This window comes from Micromonospora sp. NPDC007230 (assembly GCF_042869115.1).
Taxonomy (GTDB): Bacteria; Actinomycetota; Actinomycetes; order Mycobacteriales; family Micromonosporaceae; genus Micromonospora.
Map to the genome: position 1 here is coordinate 65,131 of NZ_JBIAFE010000006.1, position 18,125 is coordinate 83,255.

Genomic DNA, 18,125 nt, shown 5'->3' on the forward strand with positions numbered 1-18,125 from the left:
CCGGCCGACCAGGCACGCTTGACGGTATGCGCGAACCATGGGTGGTCGGCGTCTCCGGGGCCTCCGGCACGCCGTACGCGGCCGCGGTCATCCGGGGCCTGCTCGACGCCGGCGAGGCCGTGGATCTGATCGTCTCCCGGGCCGCCCGGCTGACCATCCTGGACGAGACCGGCCGCGCCTTCCGGGACGCGCACTGGGCCGACGACCTGGCCGCCTGGCTGGGCCGCGACCTCACCGACGCGGACCTGCGGCACTGGCCCGCCGGCGATCTGGCGGCCGGCCCGAGCAGCGGCTCCTACCGGGTACGCGGGATGGCGGTGGTCCCGGCGAGCACCGCGGCCTGCGCGGGTATCGCGATCGGCCTCTCCAAGGACCTGTTGCAGCGCGCCGCCGAGGTGAACCTCAAGGAACGGCGGCCGGTGGTGGTGGTGCCGCGGGAGACTCCGGTGACCCGCAGCCACCTGGAGCACCTCATCGCCCTGCACGACGCCGGTGCGGTCGTGCTGCCGGCCAGCCCCGGCTTCTACGGTGCCGGCGCGGCGGCCTCCGCCCAGCAGTTGGTCGACTTCGTGGCCGGCAAGGTGCTGGACGCGCTCGGCGTACCGCACACGCTGTTTCGTCGTTGGTCGGGTGAGTTGGCCGCGGCCCGGCGGGACGCGGACCGGGCCTGACGGCCGGCCCGCGTGCCGATTGTTACCGACTCAGTACATGCCGGCGTTCGCCGGTCCGGGGCCGGTCGAGGCGGTCGGGCCCATGTTGCGCGACTTGCCCATGTCCTCCGCCTCGTCCAGCATGCCCTCCCCCTCGAGCAGAGCCCGTACCTCCGATTCCCGAAACCGGCGATGCCCGCCTGGAGTCCGGATGCTGCCTATCCGGCCGGCCGCTGCCCATCTCGTCACGGTCTTCGGGTCAACCCGAAACAGCGCGGCGACCTCACCCGGTGTCAGCAGGCGATCTCCAGTGTCCACAGCCCCCTCCTCGCATCGACGAAGCCCCCGGCTGAACACACTGCCCCCGGCCGGTGCGAGCCCAGAGCCGTCATGAGGGACGTATGGCAATTACAGCACCAGCGACCTGGCCTGTCCGCCAAAACGCGAAAAACGCACGGAAGTGAGAAGTTAGTAAATGGTACCGGCCGAGAACTGCCCTGACTGCTGGTTTGTGAACCGTTACATGACGTCATGTTCAACTGTTGCCGACCGTCGGGCGTTACGCCCGAACGGATAGGGTGACACTCCGTGGACGCGATCGACCTGAGCCTCGTGGAGCTGCTGCGCGGCAACGCCCGTTTGTCGTACGCCGAGCTGGCCCGCCAGGTCGGGCTCTCCGCCCCGGCGGTGCACGAGCGGGTCGGCAAGCTCGAGTCGAGCGGGGTCATCCGGGCGTACCGGGCCGAGGTCGAGCCGGAGGCGGTCGGGCTCAGGGTCACCGCGCTGATCGGCATCGTCGAGGACTCCAACGCCGACACCGACGACGTGCTGGAGGCATTCCGGCAGATGCCCGAGATCGAGTCCTGCTACTTCATGGCCGGGGTCGAGTCCTTCCTGCTCAAGGCCCGGGTGGGCACCATCGCCGAGCTGGAGCAGCTCATCGTCCGGCTGAACCGGACGCCCGGGGTGGCCTCCACCCGTACCGGGATCGCCCTGTCGACCAAGTGGGAGAACCGGCCCCAGCCGATCGAGCCGTCCGCCTCCTGACCGGCTCGCGCCGGCGTGGCCGGTCCCCTGAGACCTCTGGTCCTGACCTGGCCGCGGGGATACGGTGCGCCGATGACGATCTCGGCGCGGGGAGCGGCCGTGGTGACCGGGGCGGCCGGCGGGCTCGGCCGGGCCATCGCCGCCGCGTTGCACGCCGACGGATGGCGCGTCCTGCTCACCGATGTGTCCGCCGAGGCGGTGGCCGCCGCCGCGGCGCCGCTCGGCGGCTGGTCCCGACGGCTCGACGTCCGGGACGAGGCCGCCTGCGCCGAGGTCGCCGCCACGGCGGCAGGGGCCGCCGGCGGGCTCGGGCTCTGGGTGAACAACGCCGGCCTGCTGGCCACCGGACCCGCCTGGACGCACGACGCGGCGACCCGCCGGCGGTTGGTCGAGGTGAACGCGCTCGGCGCGATGACCGGGACGCTCGCCGCGCTGGCGGTCATGCGCCGACAGGGCCACGGGCACGTGCTCAACATCGTCTCCCTGGCCGGGCTGATCGCCGCCCCCGGCGAGACGGTCTACGCGGCCAGCAAGCACGCCCTGCTCGCGTTCAGCCTGGGCACCCTGGCCGACCTGCGGATGGCCGGCGTCCGGGACGTACACGTGTCGTGCCTCTGCCCGGACGGGATCTGGACGCCGATGCTGCACGACAAGCTCGACGACCCCGGGGCCCTGGCCTCCTTCACCGGGTCGCTGCTCACGCCGGCGCGGGTGGCCGCGCGGGCGGCGCGGCTGGCCCGCCGCCCGCGCCCGGTGGTCAGCCTGCCGCGCTGGCGCGGTGCCCAGGTCCGGCTCCTCGACACCTTCCCCCGGCTCGCCCTGGCCCTCACCCCGGTGATCCGGGCCGCCGGTCGGGCCGGCCAGCGCCGGCAGGCGCGCCGGGTCCCCCCGGGCGCGAGCTGACCTCGCTTGTAACGTTGCCGGCGTGACTCATCTCGACCGGTGTGACGAGGCCAGCCGAGCCTGGGTGACCGAGGCGATCGCCACGGTCGAGGCGGACGCAAACCGCTCCGCCGACACCCACCTGCTCCCCTTCCCGCTGCCCCGCGAGTGGGGCATCGACCTCTACCTCAAGGACGAGTCGGTGCACCCCACCGGCTCGCTCAAGCACCGGCTGGCCCGCTCGCTCTTCCTGTACGGGCTGTGCAACGGCTGGATCGGGCCGGCGACCACGATCATCGAGGCGTCGTCCGGCTCGACCGCGGTCTCCGAGGCGTACTTCGCGCGGATGCTGGGGCTGCCGTTCATCGCGGTGATGCCCGCCAGCACCTCGCCGGAGAAGATCGCCCAGATCGAGTTCCAGGGCGGGCGCTGCCACCTGGTCCCGGATCCGGCCAAGGTGGTGATCGAGGCCCGCTGGCTGGCCGAGGACACCGGCGGGCACTTCATGGACCAGTTCACGTACGCCGAGCGGGCCACCGACTGGCGGGGCAACAACAACATCGCCGAGTCGATCTATGCGCAGCTCGCGCTGGAGCGGCACCCCGTACCGGCGTGGATCGTGGTGGGCGCCGGGACCGGCGGCACCAGCGCCACCATCGGCCGGTACGCCCGCTACCGCCGGCTGCCCACCAAACTCTGCGTGGTCGACCCGGAGAACTCCGCGTTCTACCCCGCCTGGCAGGCCGCCGACTGGTCGGTGCGGACCGGCCGGGGCTCCCGGATCGAGGGGATCGGGCGGCCCACCGTCGAGGCGTCGTTCGTGCCCTCGGTGGTGGACCGGATGGTCCAGGTGCCGGACGCCGCGTCGCTGGCCGCCATGCGGGCCGGTTCGGCGGTGCTCGGCCGCCGCGTGGGCGGCTCCACCGGCACCAACCTGTGGGGCGCGTTCGGGCTGATCGCGGAGATGATCGCCGCCGGGCGCAGCGGGTCGGTGGTGACCCTGATCTGCGACGCCGGCGACCGGTACGCGGACACGTACTACGCCGACGACTGGGTGGCCGGGCAGGGGCTGGACCTGGCCCCGCACCAGGCCACCATCGACCGCTTTCTCGCCACCGGCGCCTGGCCGGCCTGACCCGGCTCGGGCAGGCGGGTCAGCCGGGGAAGACCCGCTCGGCCAGCCCCGGGTAGCGCACCACGAAGCCGTTCGGGTCGAGGTCCAGGTCGGCGGTGTAGCTGTCGCTGGCGAAGCGGATCCGGGCCGGCCCGAGCGAGGTGTAGATCTGCTCGGCGGGGATCACGGCCAGGCCCGGCACCAGCACCCAGGCGACGGCGATCCGCCGGGCCTGCTCCGCCGGAGCCCGGCTCAGCCCGAGCCGGCGGATCGGAAGGGTGTTGAACAGCGCGGCACCGCCCAGGTCGACGTCGAGCGCCGCGGCCAGCCGGTCCGGCTCGTCGGTGCCGGGCAGCCCGGCGGGCGGATGCCCGGCCGCGGCCAGCACCGCGTCCAGGTCGCCCTCCTCGCCGGTGCGCACCCGCCACCCGTCCCCGTCGCGTTCCAGGCGTACGCTCCGCGCCCAGCCGGCGCCGTCGGCCTCGACCTCCAGCCGGGTCGTCGACCAGTCCGCGCCAGCCGTCAGCCGGTACCGGCAGGTGTACGGGATCGGGTCCACGGCCAGCATCACGCCCTGCGCGGTGAGGCCCTGGCGGTCGTCGAGGACGGCGTGCTCCGAACCGGCGGTGTCGGTCCTGGACCAGAAGAACGACTTCGGCATCGTGGGCATGAACCGGACGTTACGCCACCCGACCGACGCCGTCGCGGGATGCGGCGACGCCGCCGCCGAGCAGTCGCTCGACGGCGGCGTCCATCAGGCTGGTGGTGCCGGCGGGCGGGATTCCCGTCCGGCCGGCGATTCTCGCCCGGTCAGTGGGTGCGGGCCGGCGGCCGCCCGCCGAAGCCGCGCCGGTCGTCGCGCGACCGGTCGTCGCGGCCCCGGCCCTCCGGCCGGAACCCGCCCCGGCGGTCGGTCGGCCGGAAGTCGCCTCGGCCGTCGCGGTCGCCGAAACGCCGCTCGCCCCGCCCGTCGCGGTCACTGAAGCGCCGCTCGCCCCGGCCGTCGCGGTCGAACGCGCCCCGGTCCCGGTCGCCGAAGCGCCGGTCCGCGGCGGGCTCGCGCCGCTCCCACGAGGGGCGGCCGGAGCGCTGGTCACCGCGGTCGCCGTACCGTTGCTCGCCGCGCCCGTCGACGGAGCCCCGCTCGCGGCGCTCGCCCCGGTCCGGGAAGCTGCGCTCGCCGCGGTCCGGGTAGCTGCGCTCGCCGCGGTCCGGGTAGCTGCGCTCGCGGCGCTCGCCCCTATCCGTGAAGGTGCGTTCGCCGCGGTCCGGGTAGCTCCGTTCGCGGCGCTCGCCCCGGTTCGGGTAGTCGCGCTCGCCCCGGTTCGTGAAGCTGCGCTCGCCGCGGTCCGGGTAGCTCCGTTCGCGGCGCTCGCCCCGGTCCGGGTGGCCGCGCTCGCCCCGGTTCGTGAAGCTGCGCTCGCCGCGGTCCGGGAAGCTGCGCTCGCGGCGCTCGCCCCGGTCCGGGTGGCCGCGCTCGCCGCGGTCGGCGAAGCTCCGCTCGCGGCGCTCGCCTCGGTCCGCGAAGCTGCGCTCGCCCCGGTCCGGGTAGCTCCGCTCGCGGCGGTCGCCGAAGCGGCGTGGGCCGGACGGGCGGTCGCCGTGCCGGCGCGGCTCGGGCTCGTCGCGGACCGGCACCCCGCTCGGCTCGCGGGCACCGGTCAGCTCGGCCAGCGCCGGGTCGCCAGCGCGGACCCGGGTCTGGGCCGGCTCGACGCCCGCCTTCTCCAGCATGGCCAGCGTGGTCCGGCGCTGCTTCGGCAGCACCAGGGTCGCCACCGCACCCGACTCGCCGGCCCGGGCGGTACGCCCCGCCCGGTGCAGGTAGTCCTTCGGGTCCTTCGGCGGGTCCACGTGCAGCACCAGCGACACCCCGTCGACGTGGATGCCCCGGGCCGCCACATCGGTGGCGACCAGCACGTTCATCCGGCCCTCACGGAACTCGGCCAGGGTCCGGGTACGCATCCGCTGGGTCTTGCCGCCGTGCAGGCCGCCGGCGCGTACGCCCACCGCGGCGAGCTGTTCGACCAGCCGGTCCACACCGAGCTGCGTACGCGCGAAGAGCATGGTGCGGCCGTCCCGGGCCGCGATGGAGGCCGCCACGGCGAACTTGTCGTGCGGCGGGATCAGCAGCAGGTGGTGGTCCATGGTGGACACCGCAGCGGTGGGCGGCGCGGTCGAGTGGGTGACCGGGTCGGTCATGAACCGCTTGACCAGCGTGTCCACGTCGTTGTCCAGGGTCGCCGAGAAGAGCAGCCGCTGGGCGCCCGCCGGGGTCTTCGCGAGCAGCTCGGTGACCTCGGGCAGGAAGCCCATGTCGGCCATCTGGTCGGCCTCGTCCAGCACGGTGATCTCGACGTCGTCGAGGCGGCAGACCCCGCGCTCGATGAGGTCGCCGAGCCGCCCCGGGGTGGCCACGATGATCTCCACGCCCCGGCGCAGCGCGTCGATCTGGCGGTCGTACGGGACGCCGCCGACGGCGGTCTTGAGGAAGATGCCGACGGACTTGCCGAGCGGCACCAGCGCGTCGTTGACCTGCATGGCCAGCTCGCGGGTGGGCACCAGGACCAGCGCGCGCGGGTGCAGCGGCCGGGCCCGGTTGCGCTCGGCGAGCCGGGCGATCACCGGCAGGCCGAAGGCGAGGGTCTTGCCGGAACCGGTCTGGCCCCGGCCCAGCACGTCCCGGCCGGCGAGGGCGTCCGGCAGGGTGGCCCGCTGGATCTCGAACGGGGTGGTGATGCCCTGGCGGGCCAGCGCGTCGACCAGTTGCCGGGGCAGGCCCAGGGCGGCGAAGTCGGGGGTCTCGGTGGCCGGAAGCTCCGGCATCGGGGTCAAGTCGGCGGACGGGGACGTGCCAGGGGCGGCGAAGGTGGTCAAGAAATGCCTTTCGAGCGGGGCGCATCTTCGCGATGGCCTGCCGCAGCGCTGCACGCCGCCGAATCGCCCGCAAGATCGCCCATGGGCGCGCAACGGCGCGCCGGGTCAGTGATCGCCACAAGTGTACGGCGGGACGATGGGTACGGCGCGGTGCCGCGAGGCCGTAGTGGGCGGGCTCACCCCGTCACTTGCTCACCGCAGCGCCGGTCAACCCGCTCAGCGCGTCGTTGGCCAGGAACACCACCAGCAGGCTGATCGCGATCAGCAGGGCGAGCGAGGCGGCCAGCACGATCACCACCCTGGTGTTGCGGGACCGGGTCGCCGGGGCGTCCTCGGCCCAACCCTGAGCCAGGATGTGCCCGGTCAGCGAGCCGGAGTTCTCCAGCGGGCTGCCCTGCGGGAACGACACGGTGGTGAAGCCGGGCCCGTCGGTGCCGCCGTACGCCGTGCCGGCCAGGTCGGGACCGCCCTGGTAGGTCGGCGCGGCGGGCGGCCGGCTCGCCGGGTGCGCCGGGGCGCCGCCGCGATCGGCCGGCCCGGTCGGGGTGGTCGAGGGCAGCCAGGTCGGCAGCGCGGGTGCCGGCACCAGCGGCGGGGCGGCGGCCGACGCGGGCGGCGTCGAGACCGACGCGCTCGCCCGAGCGGTCGGCGCGGACGGGGACCCGAGGACACCGGCAGTCGCGGGCGGTGGCGGGAACGGCGGGGCCGGCATGGGGCCGGGCGGCGGCGGGGGTGCGGGCACCGGCGGGGCCGGTGGCGGCGCCGGCGGCGTCGGCATCGGCGGGACCGGTCCCGGCGGGGTGGGCCCGGGCGGCGGGTTGGGCACCGGCGGCGTCGGGCGGAACGGCGGCTCCGGTTCCGGTATGGGCGGCGCCGGCGACGGTGGGGTCGGGCCCGGTACGGGGGTCGGCGCCGGCTCGGGTTCCGGCGTGGGCGGCGTCGGTGGTTGAGCCGGCTCCGGTGGCTGTGCCGGCTCGGGCGGCTCAGGGTTGACCGGATTTCCGCGGTAGACCTTGGCCACCCCGGCGTTCGCCACCACCGCGTCGGCGACCTCGCCCGGCGAGACCCGGTTCAGCCCCGGTACGGCGGCGCTGGCCCGGGCCTGTTCCGCCTCGGCGCGCGGCATGGGCGGCACCGGTGCCGGCGAATTTCCCCCGGGGACGGGCACCCGTGCGGAACCGGAGACCCGTGGCGCGGGCGCGGCGCTCGTCGGCACCGATCCGGGACCGCCGGCCGCCGCGCCGTCCTGGTCGGACGGGCGGTCCGGGACCGCCCGGGCGGGGACACCCACCCGGGCCCTGGCCACCACGACTGCGGCGGGTGCAGCGCCGGCTCGGCCGGTCTCCGTCCCGGCCGGCCGGTCGGTGCGGTCGGGCTCGGATCCGGGGTGGACCGTCTCCGCCGGAACTTCGTGCTCGCCCATGCTCGCCCCTCCGCACCCGCACTCGCCCCCGGGCCGTGGCGCCGGCCGGGAGTGCCTGAGTCTCACCGTGCCACATTCCGGCCCGGCCGCACAGCCGGAGTGGACGGTTGGGTCAGCTCCCGGTGCTCGGGCTGGCCGACCTGCTCTCCGCCGCGCTGGTGGACGGATCGGCGGCGCTCGTCGTCGAGGCCGGCGCGCTGCTGGCCGCGTCGCTCGGCGCGGTGGTCGGCGAGCCGCTCGTCGCCGAGGGGGACGGCGAGTCGGACGGACTGGGCGACGGCGAGGTGCTCGGCGAGGTCGACGGGCTGGGGCTGGGCGAGGTGGGCTGCGGCGTCGGCGGCTTGGTCGGCTTCGGGCTGGCGGTCTGGGTGGGCTTCGGGGTGGCCGTCTGGGTGGGCTTCGGCGTCGCCGGAGTGGTCGGCTGGGTCGGGGTGGCCGGGGCGGGGACCGCGCCGACCACCCGGGTGGCGGCGTAGAGCCGGCTCCAGCGGACCACCGAGATCTTGACGACGTCCCCGGTGCGCGGCGCCTCGACCATCTTGCCGTTGCCGATGTACATGGCGACGTGGTGGATGGTCGTCCAACTGCTCCCGGAGGCGAAGAAGAGCAGGTCACCCGGGAGGAGCGCGTTCGGGTCGACGGTGCGGGAGCGGGTGGCGTAGTACTGGTCGCGGGAGACCCGCGGCAGGCCACGGTAGCCGGCCGACCGGTACGAGGCGAGCACCAGCCCGGAGCAGTCGAAGCGATCCGGCCCTTCTGCCGCCCAGAGGTACGGGTCGCCGAGCTGGGCGAGGGCGTACCGCACGGCGGCCAGCGCCGTCGGGTGGGCAACCATCCCGCTGACGCTCTGGTTGCTGACGTACGAGCTGCCGATCTGCTGCTCGGCGGCGTCCTCGCGCCGGGCCGCCTCGAGCAGCAGCGCGGCGTTGTCCTTCCGCAGCTTGAGCAGCGCGGCTTCCTGCTGGCGCAGGTCCGCTTCGGCCTTGGTGTACGCCGCGGCGGTGTCGGTGGCGCGCTGCTGCGCGGCCGTGTACGCCTCCCGGGCGATCTTCTCGGCGGCGGTGGCCCGGGCGACCTCGCCGTCCACGGCGCCGGTGGCGCCCTCGGCCTTGTCGCCGCGGATGATGCGCTGCAGGGCGTTCAGGTCGCGCAGGTCGGTGCCGAAGTCGCCGGGCGGGAGCGCGGCCGCGGCCTTGACCGCGTCGGCGGCGGTCGTCTCGGCCTTCCGCCGGGCCTGGGCGAGCGCGTCCTCGGCTTCCCTGAGCGTGGCGGTGGCGGTGGCGAGCTGGGCCTGCGCCGCATCGCGGTCGCCCTTCAGCCGGATCAGGTCCTCGCCGAGTTGGGCGACCCGCGTGTCTGCCTGGTTGATCTGGGCGATCAGCGGGCCGTCGGCCGGGTTGGTGACGCCGAGCCCGCCCGAGGGGGTGACGCCGGGTATGCCGGGCACCGAGCCGGGCAGCTGGAAGGTGCCCGTGACCTGCGGCCGGGAGCCGGCGTTGGGGATGGTGTCGGGAAGCGGATCGGCCCAGACCGGGGTGGCGAGCGCCGCGGCCGCCACCACGCCGAGCAGAGCGGACCAGAGCTTCGGCCGCAGCACCGGAGAGATCACCGGGCTCCTGCGTCGTTGCCGTCGGCCCTGCTTGCTGTAGCCCATTCCGCTCCCCGTCCGGTGTGGCGTCTTCCGCGCGAGGTGGGCGCGGTGAACCGGGACGGTGCCAGTGTGTGTTCCGCCCCATCCTGTCTTACCTCACCGGCGCAGCTATGTCGATGTGCGGAGGGTGACGGCCGAACGGGCGGCCGGTGAACTTGGTCGCTGCGGTTGACCGCGTCGCCGGTTCGTCGGAGGGCCGACGTACGCTCGACCGGGACCGCAGGTGGAAGGGACGTGGCTTTCGGATGGACGCCGGACTCAAGCGCGAGCTCGAAGCGAAGGTCTACGCGGGAGAGCGGCTGAGCCGCGAGGACGGCATCGCCCTCTACGCGTCCGACGACCTCGCCTGGCTCGGGCGGCTGGCCCATCACAAGCGCACCGAGCTGAACGGCGACCGGGTGATGTTCAACGTCAACCGGCACCTCAACCTCACCAACGTCTGCTCCGCCTCGTGCGCGTACTGCTCGTTCCAGCGCAAGCCGGGTGAGAAGGACGCCTACACGATGCGTATCGACGAGGCGGTCCGCAAGGCCAAGGAGATGGAGGACGAGCAGCTCACCGAGCTGCACATCGTCAACGGGCTGCACCCGAGCCTGCCCTGGCGCTACTACCCGAAGGTGCTGCGGGAGCTGAAGGCCGCACTGCCCAACGTCAACCTCAAGGCGTTCACCGCCACCGAGGTGCAGTGGTTCGAGAAGATCAGCGGCCTGAGCGCGGACGAGATCCTGGACGAGCTGATGGACGCCGGCCTGGAGTCGCTGACCGGCGGCGGCGCGGAGATCTTCGACTGGGAGGTCCGGCAGCACATCGTCGACCACGCCTGCCACTGGGAGGACTGGTCGCGGATCCACCGGCTGGCCCACTCGAAGGGCATGAAGACCCCGTCGACCATGCTCTACGGCCACATCGAGGAGCCCCGGCACCGGGTCGACCACGTGCTGCGGCTGCGTGAGCTGCAGGACGAGACGGGCGGCTTCCAGGTCTTCATCCCGCTGCGCTACCAGCACGACTTCGTCGACTCCGCGGACGGCAAGATCCGTAACCGGATCCAGGCCCGCACCACGATGGCGTCCCCGGCCGAGTCGCTGAAGACCTTCGCCGTCTCCCGGCTGCTCTTCGACAACGTCCCGCACGTGAAGTGCTTCTGGGTGATGCACGGTCTCTCGGTGGCCCAGCTCTCGCTGAACTTCGGGGTGGACGACCTGGACGGTTCGGTCGTGGAATACAAGATCACCCACGACGCCGACGCGTACGGCACGCCGAACACCATGCACCGGGACGACCTGCTGCACCTGATCTGGGACGCCGGCTTCCGCCCGGTCGAGCGGAACACCCGCTACGAGACCGTCCGCGAGTACGACACGGCCCCGTCGCTGGCCGAGCGCCGGACCGAGCCGCAGCAGGTCTGGGCCTGACCTCGGCGCCGGCCCGCGCGGGCCGGCGCAGTTGTCGCCGTCGCCTGTTCACCTGCTGGCTGTCCGGCGCGTGACTCCCTCCCGGCCGGCCAGTCGTGGCCGCTCAGCGGGTTCGCGTACCCTCGTAGGGTCATGAGCGAGCAGCGGAGCGGTTTTCCCCGGCGGGACGCGGAGGGGCGCATTCTCACCCTGGGCGACCTGCTCGGGGTGAGCCTGGCCGGCCTGGTGATCGGGGTGCTGGCGCTGGTGCTCTTCGAGTGGGCGTTCGCCACGATGGGCGCGGGCGGGTTCGGCCGGACCAACGGCTGGCTGGCGGTGATCCTGCCGGTCTGGCTCTTCTGGGACGACTTCCGGGCCTGGGAGTTCGGCGCGGCCCGGGTGGTGGCGGCGCTGGGCGGCCTCTTCGTCGGGGTGGTCGCCGGGCTGCTCGCGGCCGGCCTGGCCGCCGGGCTGCCGCCACTGCTCTCCGGCGCGCTGGCCGCGGCGGTGTTCACCGTGGTCTACGCGGTGATCTGGTTTCAGGGCGTGCACTGGTTGGCCCGGCGTACGAGTTGAGGCCGCCCCACCGGTGATGGAGAACGGAGTGCGAACGTGAGCGCGGCGGTCAAGTACACGCTGGGCCGGATCGGGCTGTTCGTCGGCGTGCTGGCGGCCCTCTGGTTCGTCGACATGAACCCGTTCCTGCGGCTGATGCTGGCGCTGGTCTTCTCGGCCGCGCTGTCGTTCTTCCTGCTCCGTGGCTGGCGGGACGAGATGGCCGGGGAGATGGCGGAGGCGTCGGACCGGCGGCGGGCCGAGAAGGAGCGGCTGCGCTCGGCGCTCGCCGGCGAGGACCAGCCCGCGCCGGCCGAGCCGCGCCGCGAGGAGTAGGCCGGCGGTCGTCCGCCCTCCGCGTCGGCCGGGTCGCGACCGCCGCCCCGGTAACCGGCCGGGCCGTGCGGCGCGGGAAACGGGGCAGCAGGATGGCGGCGGCGCCGCTAAGGTCGGCCGCTGTGAGTTTGCTGAACACGATCAACGGGTGGCGGGCCAAGGTCTTCGTCTGGATCGGCCTGCCGGTCATCGCCGCCATCGGACTGATGATGGGTGCCACCGACCTCGCCCCGACCTGGCAGGCGAAGAACGGTGGCGGAACGCCGGGCACGTTCACCGCGGTGAACGAGGAGTGCGGCCGGCGCAACTGCGAGTGGCGCGGAGACTTCGTCGCCACGGAGGGCGACGCCCGGCGCACCGACGTGATCCTCTACGACGCGCCGGACGGGCTGACCGCCGGCGCCACCGCCCCGGCCCGCGACACGGGCGCCCGCGCGGGCGTCTTTTCCACCACCGGCGGGTCGACGTACCTGCTGGTCACCGGGCTCACCCTGGGCGGCGTGATCGCCCTGGTGGTGTGGGTGGTGATCATCGTGCGGGCGATCCGTCGCCGCCGCGAGGCGGCCCGGCCGTCGACCCCGCCCGCCTCGTTCGCGCCGTCCGCGTAGCGCCGGGCGACCCCAGGACCGTACCGACGGGCCCGGCACCGTCCCGAGCGGGACGATGCCGGGCCCGTCCCGTCACCAGTTGGTCGAGCCCGGCACGACCGGCCAGGCCCGGTCCGTCGGCTTGATCAGGTAGGCGATGCCGCCCGAGCCGCCGGCCACCGTGCCGTTCGCCCGGTACCGCTTGGTGCGCAGCCAGATCTGCTCGAACTGCGCCCGCTTGTAGACGTTGCGCACCGCGTCGTTCGAGGACGACGCGGGGTCGTTGACGATCACGTCACCGTCGGCGGTGAAGCCGACGATCACGAACAGGTGCCCGGAGGTGCCGTAGTTCGATCCGTCCAGCTCGTTGCCGAGGAAGGACTGCGAGGTGATGACCGGGATACCGGCCTTGATGAAGCGCTCCACCTCGTCCAGCGAGTGCAGTCGGGTGACCTTGGCGTCGATGCCCGGGAAGCTGGCTGCGTACGCGGTGTTGAACGGCCAGTTGCCCGCGCCCTCGTACTCGAAGTCCCAGGTCATGCGGGCGGCGTAGGCGACCTGCGGGTCGGTGTAGCCGGGGGTGATCCAGGACATGTCCTCAGTCGAGGGCAGCTTGCCGTAGTACTCCAGCACCATCGTGGTCGACGTCGGGCTGCACCAGACCTGGCCGCCGCCGCCCCACTCCGGGTAGTTGCCCCGGTGGATCATCTGGGAACGGGCGGGCACCGGCAGCTCGGTGCCCCAGGCGATCCCGCCCTTGCTCGGCGTGACGGTGAACCGGTCCGGCACGTTGGAGCTCATCGCGCCCAGCATCCAGACCCGCGGCGAGGCGGCCTGCCCCGGCGCCCGGTAGAGGGTCAGCCGGAGCTGGTACGACCGGAGCAGCACGCCCTTTTTGGCGTCGTCGATGGAGAAGGTGTCGGTCCAGATGGTCGACCAGGGGTCGCCCTGGCCGTCCAGCGTGGTCCGCTTGATGTCCTGGTCCCCGGAGGCCCAGCGGCCCATCACGTACCAGGGGGTCTGCTGGCCGGTGTTGTACGTGCCGTGCAGCTCGACCTGGATCCAGGTGCCGGCCGGGGTCTCCGCGTTCCACGAGGCGACCAGCTCGGTGGCGTCGAAGCCGATCTGCCGCTCCGGCGAGGTCCAGGTGGCGTACTCCCAGGTGCGGGTGGCACCGGTGTGCTTGTCGGTGTAGGGGACGGTGCCGACCGGCTCGCCCATGGTGATCCCGGTGCGGTGGCCGGGGATGGCGTGCGTGCCCTGGTGGGTGCCGGTGCGCCAGTCCGGGTACTTCGACCAGTCCTGGAAGGTGATCTGCTCGTCGTGGGCGACCACGGGAAGGTTGTTGTCCGCGTGGGCGGGCACGGCGGTGCCGAGGAGGCTGAGCGCGGCGACGCCGGCGAGGGCGACCGCCGCGCGTAGGGCGGGTCTGATCATGTCATCTCCATGGGTGGGTAGGGGAAATCACCAGTTGGTGGAACCGGCCACCGAGGGCCAGGCCACGGTGGTCGGCTTGATCAGGTAGACGACGCCGCCGGAGCCGGTGCCAGTGCCGCCGTTGGCGGTGGTCCGCTTGGTCCGGAGCCAGATCTGCTCGAACTGGTCCCGCCGGTAGACGTGGCGGACGGCGTCGTCGCTGGGCGAGGCCGGGTCGTTGGCGATGACGTCGCCGGTGGCGGTGAAGCCGATCACCACCATGAGGTGCCCGGCGGTGCCGTAGCCCGCCCCGTCCAGCTCGCTGGCGAGGAAGGACTGGCTGGTCACCACGGGGATGCCGGCGGCGATGAAGTGCTCGATCTCGTCGAGCGAGTGCAGTCGGGTCACCTTCGCCTCCAGCCCGGGGAAGGTGGCCGCGTACGCGGTGTTGAACGGCCAGTTGCCGGTGCCGCCGTACTGGGCGTCGTAGGTCATCCGGGCGGCGTGGTCGACGGTCGGGTCGGCGTAGCTCGGGTCCACCCAGGACGTGTCGGCCGGGGACGGCCGGCGGCCCCAGTACTCGACCACCATCTCCGTGGACGTGGGCGAGCACCAGGCTTCACCGCCGCCGCCGTACTGCGGGTACTGGCCGGCGTGGATGTTCTGCGAATAGCGCGGCACGGCCAGCTCGGTGCCCCACGCGATGTGGCCGGGGCTCGGGGTGACCGTGAACCGGTCCGGCACGGTCGAGCTCATCGCGCCCACCGACCGGACCACGGGTGAGGCGGTCCCGGCCGGGTCGCGATAGAGCGTCAGCCGGAGCTGGTACGCCCGCAGCAGCACCCCGGCGCCGGGGTTGTTGATGGCGAAGGTGTCCGTCCAGATGCTGGAGGTCCGGTCGCCCTGCCGGTCGACGCTGGTCCGCGTCATGTCGGCGTCGCCCGAGGCCCAGCGACCCATGACGTACCAGGGGGTGCGGACGCCGGTCGTGTAGGTGCCCTGGAGTTCGACCTGGAGCCAGGTGCCGGCGGGGGTGTCCGCGTTCCAGGAGGCGACCAGCTCGGTGGCCCCGAAGCCGACCTCGGTCAGCGGCGACGTCCAGGTCCCGTACGCCCAGTTGCGCCGGACGCTGCGGTGCGGGTCCTTGTACTGGACAGTGCCGACCGGGGTGCCCAGGGCGAGGCCGGCGGCGGTGACCGTGGTGCCGGCGGCGGCGCCGGCCGACCAGGCCGCGCCCGACCAGCCCTGCCAGGTGATCTGTTCGTCGTGGGTGGCCGTGGTGGTCCCGGTGGCCGGCTTCGCGGCCCCGGCGGGGCTGGTGGTGCCGAGGATGGCGAGTGCGGTGACGGCGACGGCGGCCGCGCGCAGGGGTCTCATGGCCATGGCAGCTCCCCAGGGAAACGGGCATCGTTGCCGTTCACTGTCGCGCCTGGAGGGAACTTTCGCCAGAGGTCAAAGGATGGAAAATCATTGCCGGGATGAGGACCCGATCGGGATGGGGTCGATGCAACGACGAATATTGATATGACCATGTGACTCCTGCTGAAGTGTGCGGACGCGGGATCTCCGTACCCCGAGGAGGTTGTCCATGGCGTTCCGCACGTCCCTGCTCCGCCGCCGGCTGGCCCTCGCCGCCGCCGTCGGCCTGACCCTCGTCACCGTCACCACCGGTCCGGCCGCCGCTCGGCCCACCCCGGACCGGTCCAGCGAGCCGGCTGCCGTCGGCTACCGCGTGCTCGGTCCGCGTACGCTCGCCGACCGGAACGCCGTCGCGCGCACCGGCGCGGCGATCGACTACTCCGAACACGGCGTCCTGCACGTAACCGCGACCAGCGCGGAAGCCGCCGCGATCACCCGGCTCGGCTTCCGGCTCGACAAGGACGTCGCCCCGGCCCCCGCCGCCGGGGCGACCGCCTACGCCTTCCCGCCCGCCGATTCCAACTACCACGACTACGCCGAGTTGACCGCCGTGGTGAACAAGGTGGTCGCCGACCATCCGGCCATCGCCCGCAAGCTCAGCATTGGCACCTCGTATCAGGGCCGGGACCTGATGGCGGTGAAGATCTCCGACAACGTCGGCACGGACGAGAACGAGCCGGAGATCCTCTTCAACGCCCAGCAGCACGCCCGCGAGCACCTGACCGTCGAGATGGCGATCTACCTGCTCGACCTCTTCACCGACAACTACGGCACCGATTCCCGGATCACCAACATCGTCAACTCCCGGGAGATCTGGATCGTCCCCACGCTGAACCCCGACGGCAGTGAGTACGACATCGCCACCGGCTCGTACCGGTCCTGGCGGAAGAACCGGCAACCCAACAGCGGCTCGTCGTACGTCGGCACCGACCTGAACCGGAACTGGTCGTACCAGTGGGGCTGCTGCGGCGGCTCCTCCGGCTCCACCTCGTCGGAGACCTACCGCGGCCCGTCCGCCTTCTCCGCACCGGAGACGCAGGCGCTGCGCAACTTCGTCAACAGCCGGGTGGTCGGCGGGGTGCAGCAGCTCAAAGCCAACATCGACTTCCACACCTACTCGCAGTTGGTGCTCTGGCCCTTCGGCTACACCAGCGCGAACACCCCCAGCGGGATGACCGCCGACCAGTACAACACCTTCGCCACCATCGGCCGGCAGATGGCCTCCAGCAACGGCTACACGCCGGAGCAGTCCAGCGATCTGTACATCGCCGACGGCACCAGCATCGACTGGATGTGGGGTGCGCACCGGATCTGGGCGTACACCTTCGAGATGTACCCGGGATCGGCCTCCGGCGGCGGCTTCTACCCGCCCGACGAGGTGATCCCCGCGCAGACCTCCCGCAACCGGGAGGCCGTGCTGCTGCTGTCCGAGTACGCCGACTGCCCGTATCGGGCGATCGGCAAGCAGACCCAGTACTGCTGACGTGACTCGCGGGTGGGGCTCCGCGGCAACCCCGGGCGGAGCCCTCACCCACCCCTCCCGTCCGGACGATCTCCGCTGGTCATGCGCTACCGTGGCACCGACCAACCCGCAGCGAAGCCGGTGCGAAACCGGCGCTGTCCCGCAACTGTGATGCCCCGCACGCGGCGTCGGCCCACCGGCCGGCGCTGACGACTGCGGGGACGAGCCAGGTCGCCTGCGGCACGGTCGCGACACGCGCTCTCGAGGAAGGGCGCCTCGCGGACGGGCGAGCCCAGGCGGTCCTGTCGGCGAAGCACCAGCTCCTCGACCGACAGGAGGACCGATGTCCAGACGTACCCCCCGGCTCTTCGCCACCGCCCTCGCGGTCGGCGCACTCCTCCTCGGCGGCTGCGCCGAGAAGACCTCGACCGACACCCCGGCCGCCGGCGGCAGCTCTGCGGCTGCCGCGTTCCCGGCCACCGTCGGCAAGCTGACCCTGGAGAAGCGCCCGGAGAAGATCGTCTCGCTCTCGCCGAGCGCGACCGAGATGCTCTTCGCCATCGGGGCCGGCAAGCAGGTCGTCGCCGTCGACGACCAGTCGAACTACCCGCCGGAGGCGCCGAAGAGCGACCTGTCCGGCTTCCAGCCGAACGCCGAGGCGATCGCCGGCAAGAACCCCGACCTGGTGGTGCTCTCCAACGACATCAACAAGATCGTCGACCAGCTCACCACGCTGAAGATCCCGGTGCTGCTCACCCCGGCCGCCGCCACGCTCGACGACACGTACCAGCAGATCACCGACCTGGGCACGCTGACCGGCCACGCCTCCGAGGCGGCGGACGTCACCAAGAAGATGAAGGACGACATCGCCGCGCTCACCAAGGAACTGCCGCAGCGGGCGAAGAAGCTCACCTACTACCACGAGCTGGGCCCGGAGCTGTACACCGCGACCAGCAAGACCTTCATCGGCTCGATCTACGCCCTCGCCGGCCTGGAGAACATCGCCGACCCGTCGGACGCCGACGGCACCAAGCGCGGCTACCCGCAGCTGTCCCAGGAGGTCATCGTCAAGGCGAACCCCGACTTCGTCTTCCTGTCCGACACCAAGTGCTGCCAGCAGTCCCCGGAGACCGTCAAGGCCCGCAGCGGCTGGGCGGGGGTGACCGCGGTGAAGAACAACCAGATCGTCGCCCTCGACGACGACATCGCCTCGCGCTGGGGCCCGCGCGTGGTCGACCTGGTCCGGGCGATCGTCGACGCCACCGCCAAGGTTCCGGCGTGACCCACCGGTGACCGTGCGACCAGCGGATTC

16 protein-coding genes and 1 pseudogene are annotated in these 18,125 nt (G+C 72.9%); 10 read left to right on the plus strand and 7 right to left on the minus strand.

Features of this window, described 5'->3' with window-relative positions:
- Positions 1-26 precede the first annotated feature (26 nt).
- A complete protein-coding gene (locus tag ACFYML_RS10730; protein WP_387420375.1) occupies positions 27-671 on the plus strand; it encodes a UbiX family flavin prenyltransferase in 645 nt (214 codons plus the stop codon).
- Positions 672-701: 30 nt separating this feature from the next.
- Here ACFYML_RS10730 and ACFYML_RS10735 read toward each other — a convergent pair whose 3' ends face one another.
- Positions 702-968, minus strand: coding sequence for a BldC family transcriptional regulator (locus ACFYML_RS10735; RefSeq protein ID WP_073834151.1), 267 nt, complete (start codon positions 966-968; stop codon positions 702-704).
- A gap of 270 nt (positions 969-1,238) precedes the next feature.
- On the opposite strand from ACFYML_RS10735, the gene ACFYML_RS10740 reads away from it, so the two are divergent.
- The 3 genes from ACFYML_RS10740 to ACFYML_RS10750 all read left to right on the plus strand — a co-directional run bounded on the left by ACFYML_RS10740 (position 1,239) and on the right by ACFYML_RS10750 (position 3,714).
- On the plus strand, positions 1,239-1,697 hold the full coding sequence (locus ACFYML_RS10740; RefSeq protein WP_387420376.1) for an Lrp/AsnC family transcriptional regulator: 459 nt from the start codon (positions 1,239-1,241) through the stop codon (positions 1,695-1,697).
- Between the two features lie 72 nt (positions 1,698-1,769).
- The gene (locus ACFYML_RS10745) at positions 1,770-2,600 is read left to right on the plus strand and encodes an SDR family oxidoreductase (RefSeq protein WP_387420377.1); all 831 of its coding nucleotides are present in this window, start codon (positions 1,770-1,772) and stop codon (positions 2,598-2,600) included.
- Between the two features lie 22 nt (positions 2,601-2,622).
- Complete coding sequence (locus ACFYML_RS10750) at positions 2,623-3,714, plus strand: PLP-dependent cysteine synthase family protein (RefSeq protein ID WP_387420378.1); 1,092 nt, start codon at positions 2,623-2,625, stop codon at positions 3,712-3,714.
- Positions 3,715-3,733: 19 nt separating this feature from the next.
- On the opposite strand, the gene ACFYML_RS10755 is transcribed toward ACFYML_RS10750, so the two are convergent.
- The 4 genes from ACFYML_RS10755 to ACFYML_RS10770 form a co-directional block, all read right to left on the minus strand.
- Complete coding sequence (locus ACFYML_RS10755; protein WP_387420565.1) at positions 3,734-4,354, minus strand: putative glycolipid-binding domain-containing protein; 621 nt, start codon at positions 4,352-4,354, stop codon at positions 3,734-3,736.
- Between the two features lie 149 nt (positions 4,355-4,503).
- Positions 4,504-6,570: a DEAD/DEAH box helicase gene (locus tag ACFYML_RS10760; RefSeq protein WP_387420379.1), complete on the minus strand. Its 2,067-nt coding sequence runs from the start codon at positions 6,568-6,570 to the stop codon at positions 4,504-4,506.
- Between the two features lie 184 nt (positions 6,571-6,754).
- Positions 6,755-7,993: a hypothetical protein gene (locus tag ACFYML_RS10765; protein WP_387420380.1), complete on the minus strand. Its 1,239-nt coding sequence runs from the start codon at positions 7,991-7,993 to the stop codon at positions 6,755-6,757.
- Positions 7,994-8,105: 112 nt separating this feature from the next.
- Positions 8,106-9,647 (minus strand): NlpC/P60 family protein, encoded by a 1,542-nt coding sequence (locus ACFYML_RS10770; protein WP_387420381.1) that lies wholly within the window; start codon positions 9,645-9,647, stop codon positions 8,106-8,108.
- Between the two features lie 242 nt (positions 9,648-9,889).
- On the opposite strand from ACFYML_RS10770, the gene mqnE reads away from it, so the two are divergent.
- The 4 genes from mqnE (at position 9,890) to ACFYML_RS10790 (ending at position 12,537) form a co-directional block, all read left to right on the plus strand.
- Positions 9,890-11,059, plus strand: a complete 1,170-nt coding sequence (mqnE, locus tag ACFYML_RS10775) for an aminofutalosine synthase MqnE (RefSeq protein ID WP_387420382.1) — start codon at positions 9,890-9,892, stop codon at positions 11,057-11,059.
- A gap of 132 nt (positions 11,060-11,191) precedes the next feature.
- Entirely contained in the window at positions 11,192-11,614 is a 423-nt protein-coding gene (locus ACFYML_RS10780; RefSeq protein ID WP_387420383.1) for a hypothetical protein, read from the plus strand.
- 36 nt (positions 11,615-11,650) lie between these two features.
- A complete protein-coding gene (locus ACFYML_RS10785; RefSeq protein ID WP_073834133.1) occupies positions 11,651-11,929 on the plus strand; it encodes a DUF4229 domain-containing protein in 279 nt (92 codons plus the stop codon).
- Positions 11,930-12,051: 122 nt separating this feature from the next.
- Positions 12,052-12,537, plus strand: coding sequence for a hypothetical protein (locus tag ACFYML_RS10790; RefSeq protein ID WP_387420384.1), 486 nt, complete (start codon positions 12,052-12,054; stop codon positions 12,535-12,537).
- A 72-nt stretch (positions 12,538-12,609) separates the two neighbouring features.
- On the opposite strand, the gene ACFYML_RS10795 is transcribed toward ACFYML_RS10790, so the two are convergent.
- A complete protein-coding gene (locus tag ACFYML_RS10795) occupies positions 12,610-13,953 on the minus strand; it encodes a peptidase C39 family protein (RefSeq protein ID WP_387420385.1) in 1,344 nt (447 codons plus the stop codon).
- Positions 13,954-13,980: 27 nt separating this feature from the next.
- On the minus strand, positions 13,981-15,315 hold the full coding sequence (locus ACFYML_RS10800; RefSeq protein WP_387420386.1) for a C39 family peptidase: 1,335 nt from the start codon (positions 15,313-15,315) through the stop codon (positions 13,981-13,983).
- A gap of 205 nt (positions 15,316-15,520) precedes the next feature.
- On the opposite strand from ACFYML_RS10800, the pseudogene ACFYML_RS10805 reads away from it, so the two are divergent.
- Positions 15,521-16,831: pseudogene (locus ACFYML_RS10805) on the plus strand (M14 family metallopeptidase); the annotation flags it as partial.
- A 325-nt stretch (positions 16,832-17,156) separates the two neighbouring features.
- Positions 17,157-18,095, plus strand: coding sequence for an ABC transporter substrate-binding protein (locus ACFYML_RS10810; protein WP_387420387.1), 939 nt, complete (start codon positions 17,157-17,159; stop codon positions 18,093-18,095).
- The last annotated feature ends 30 nt before the right edge of the window (positions 18,096-18,125 follow it).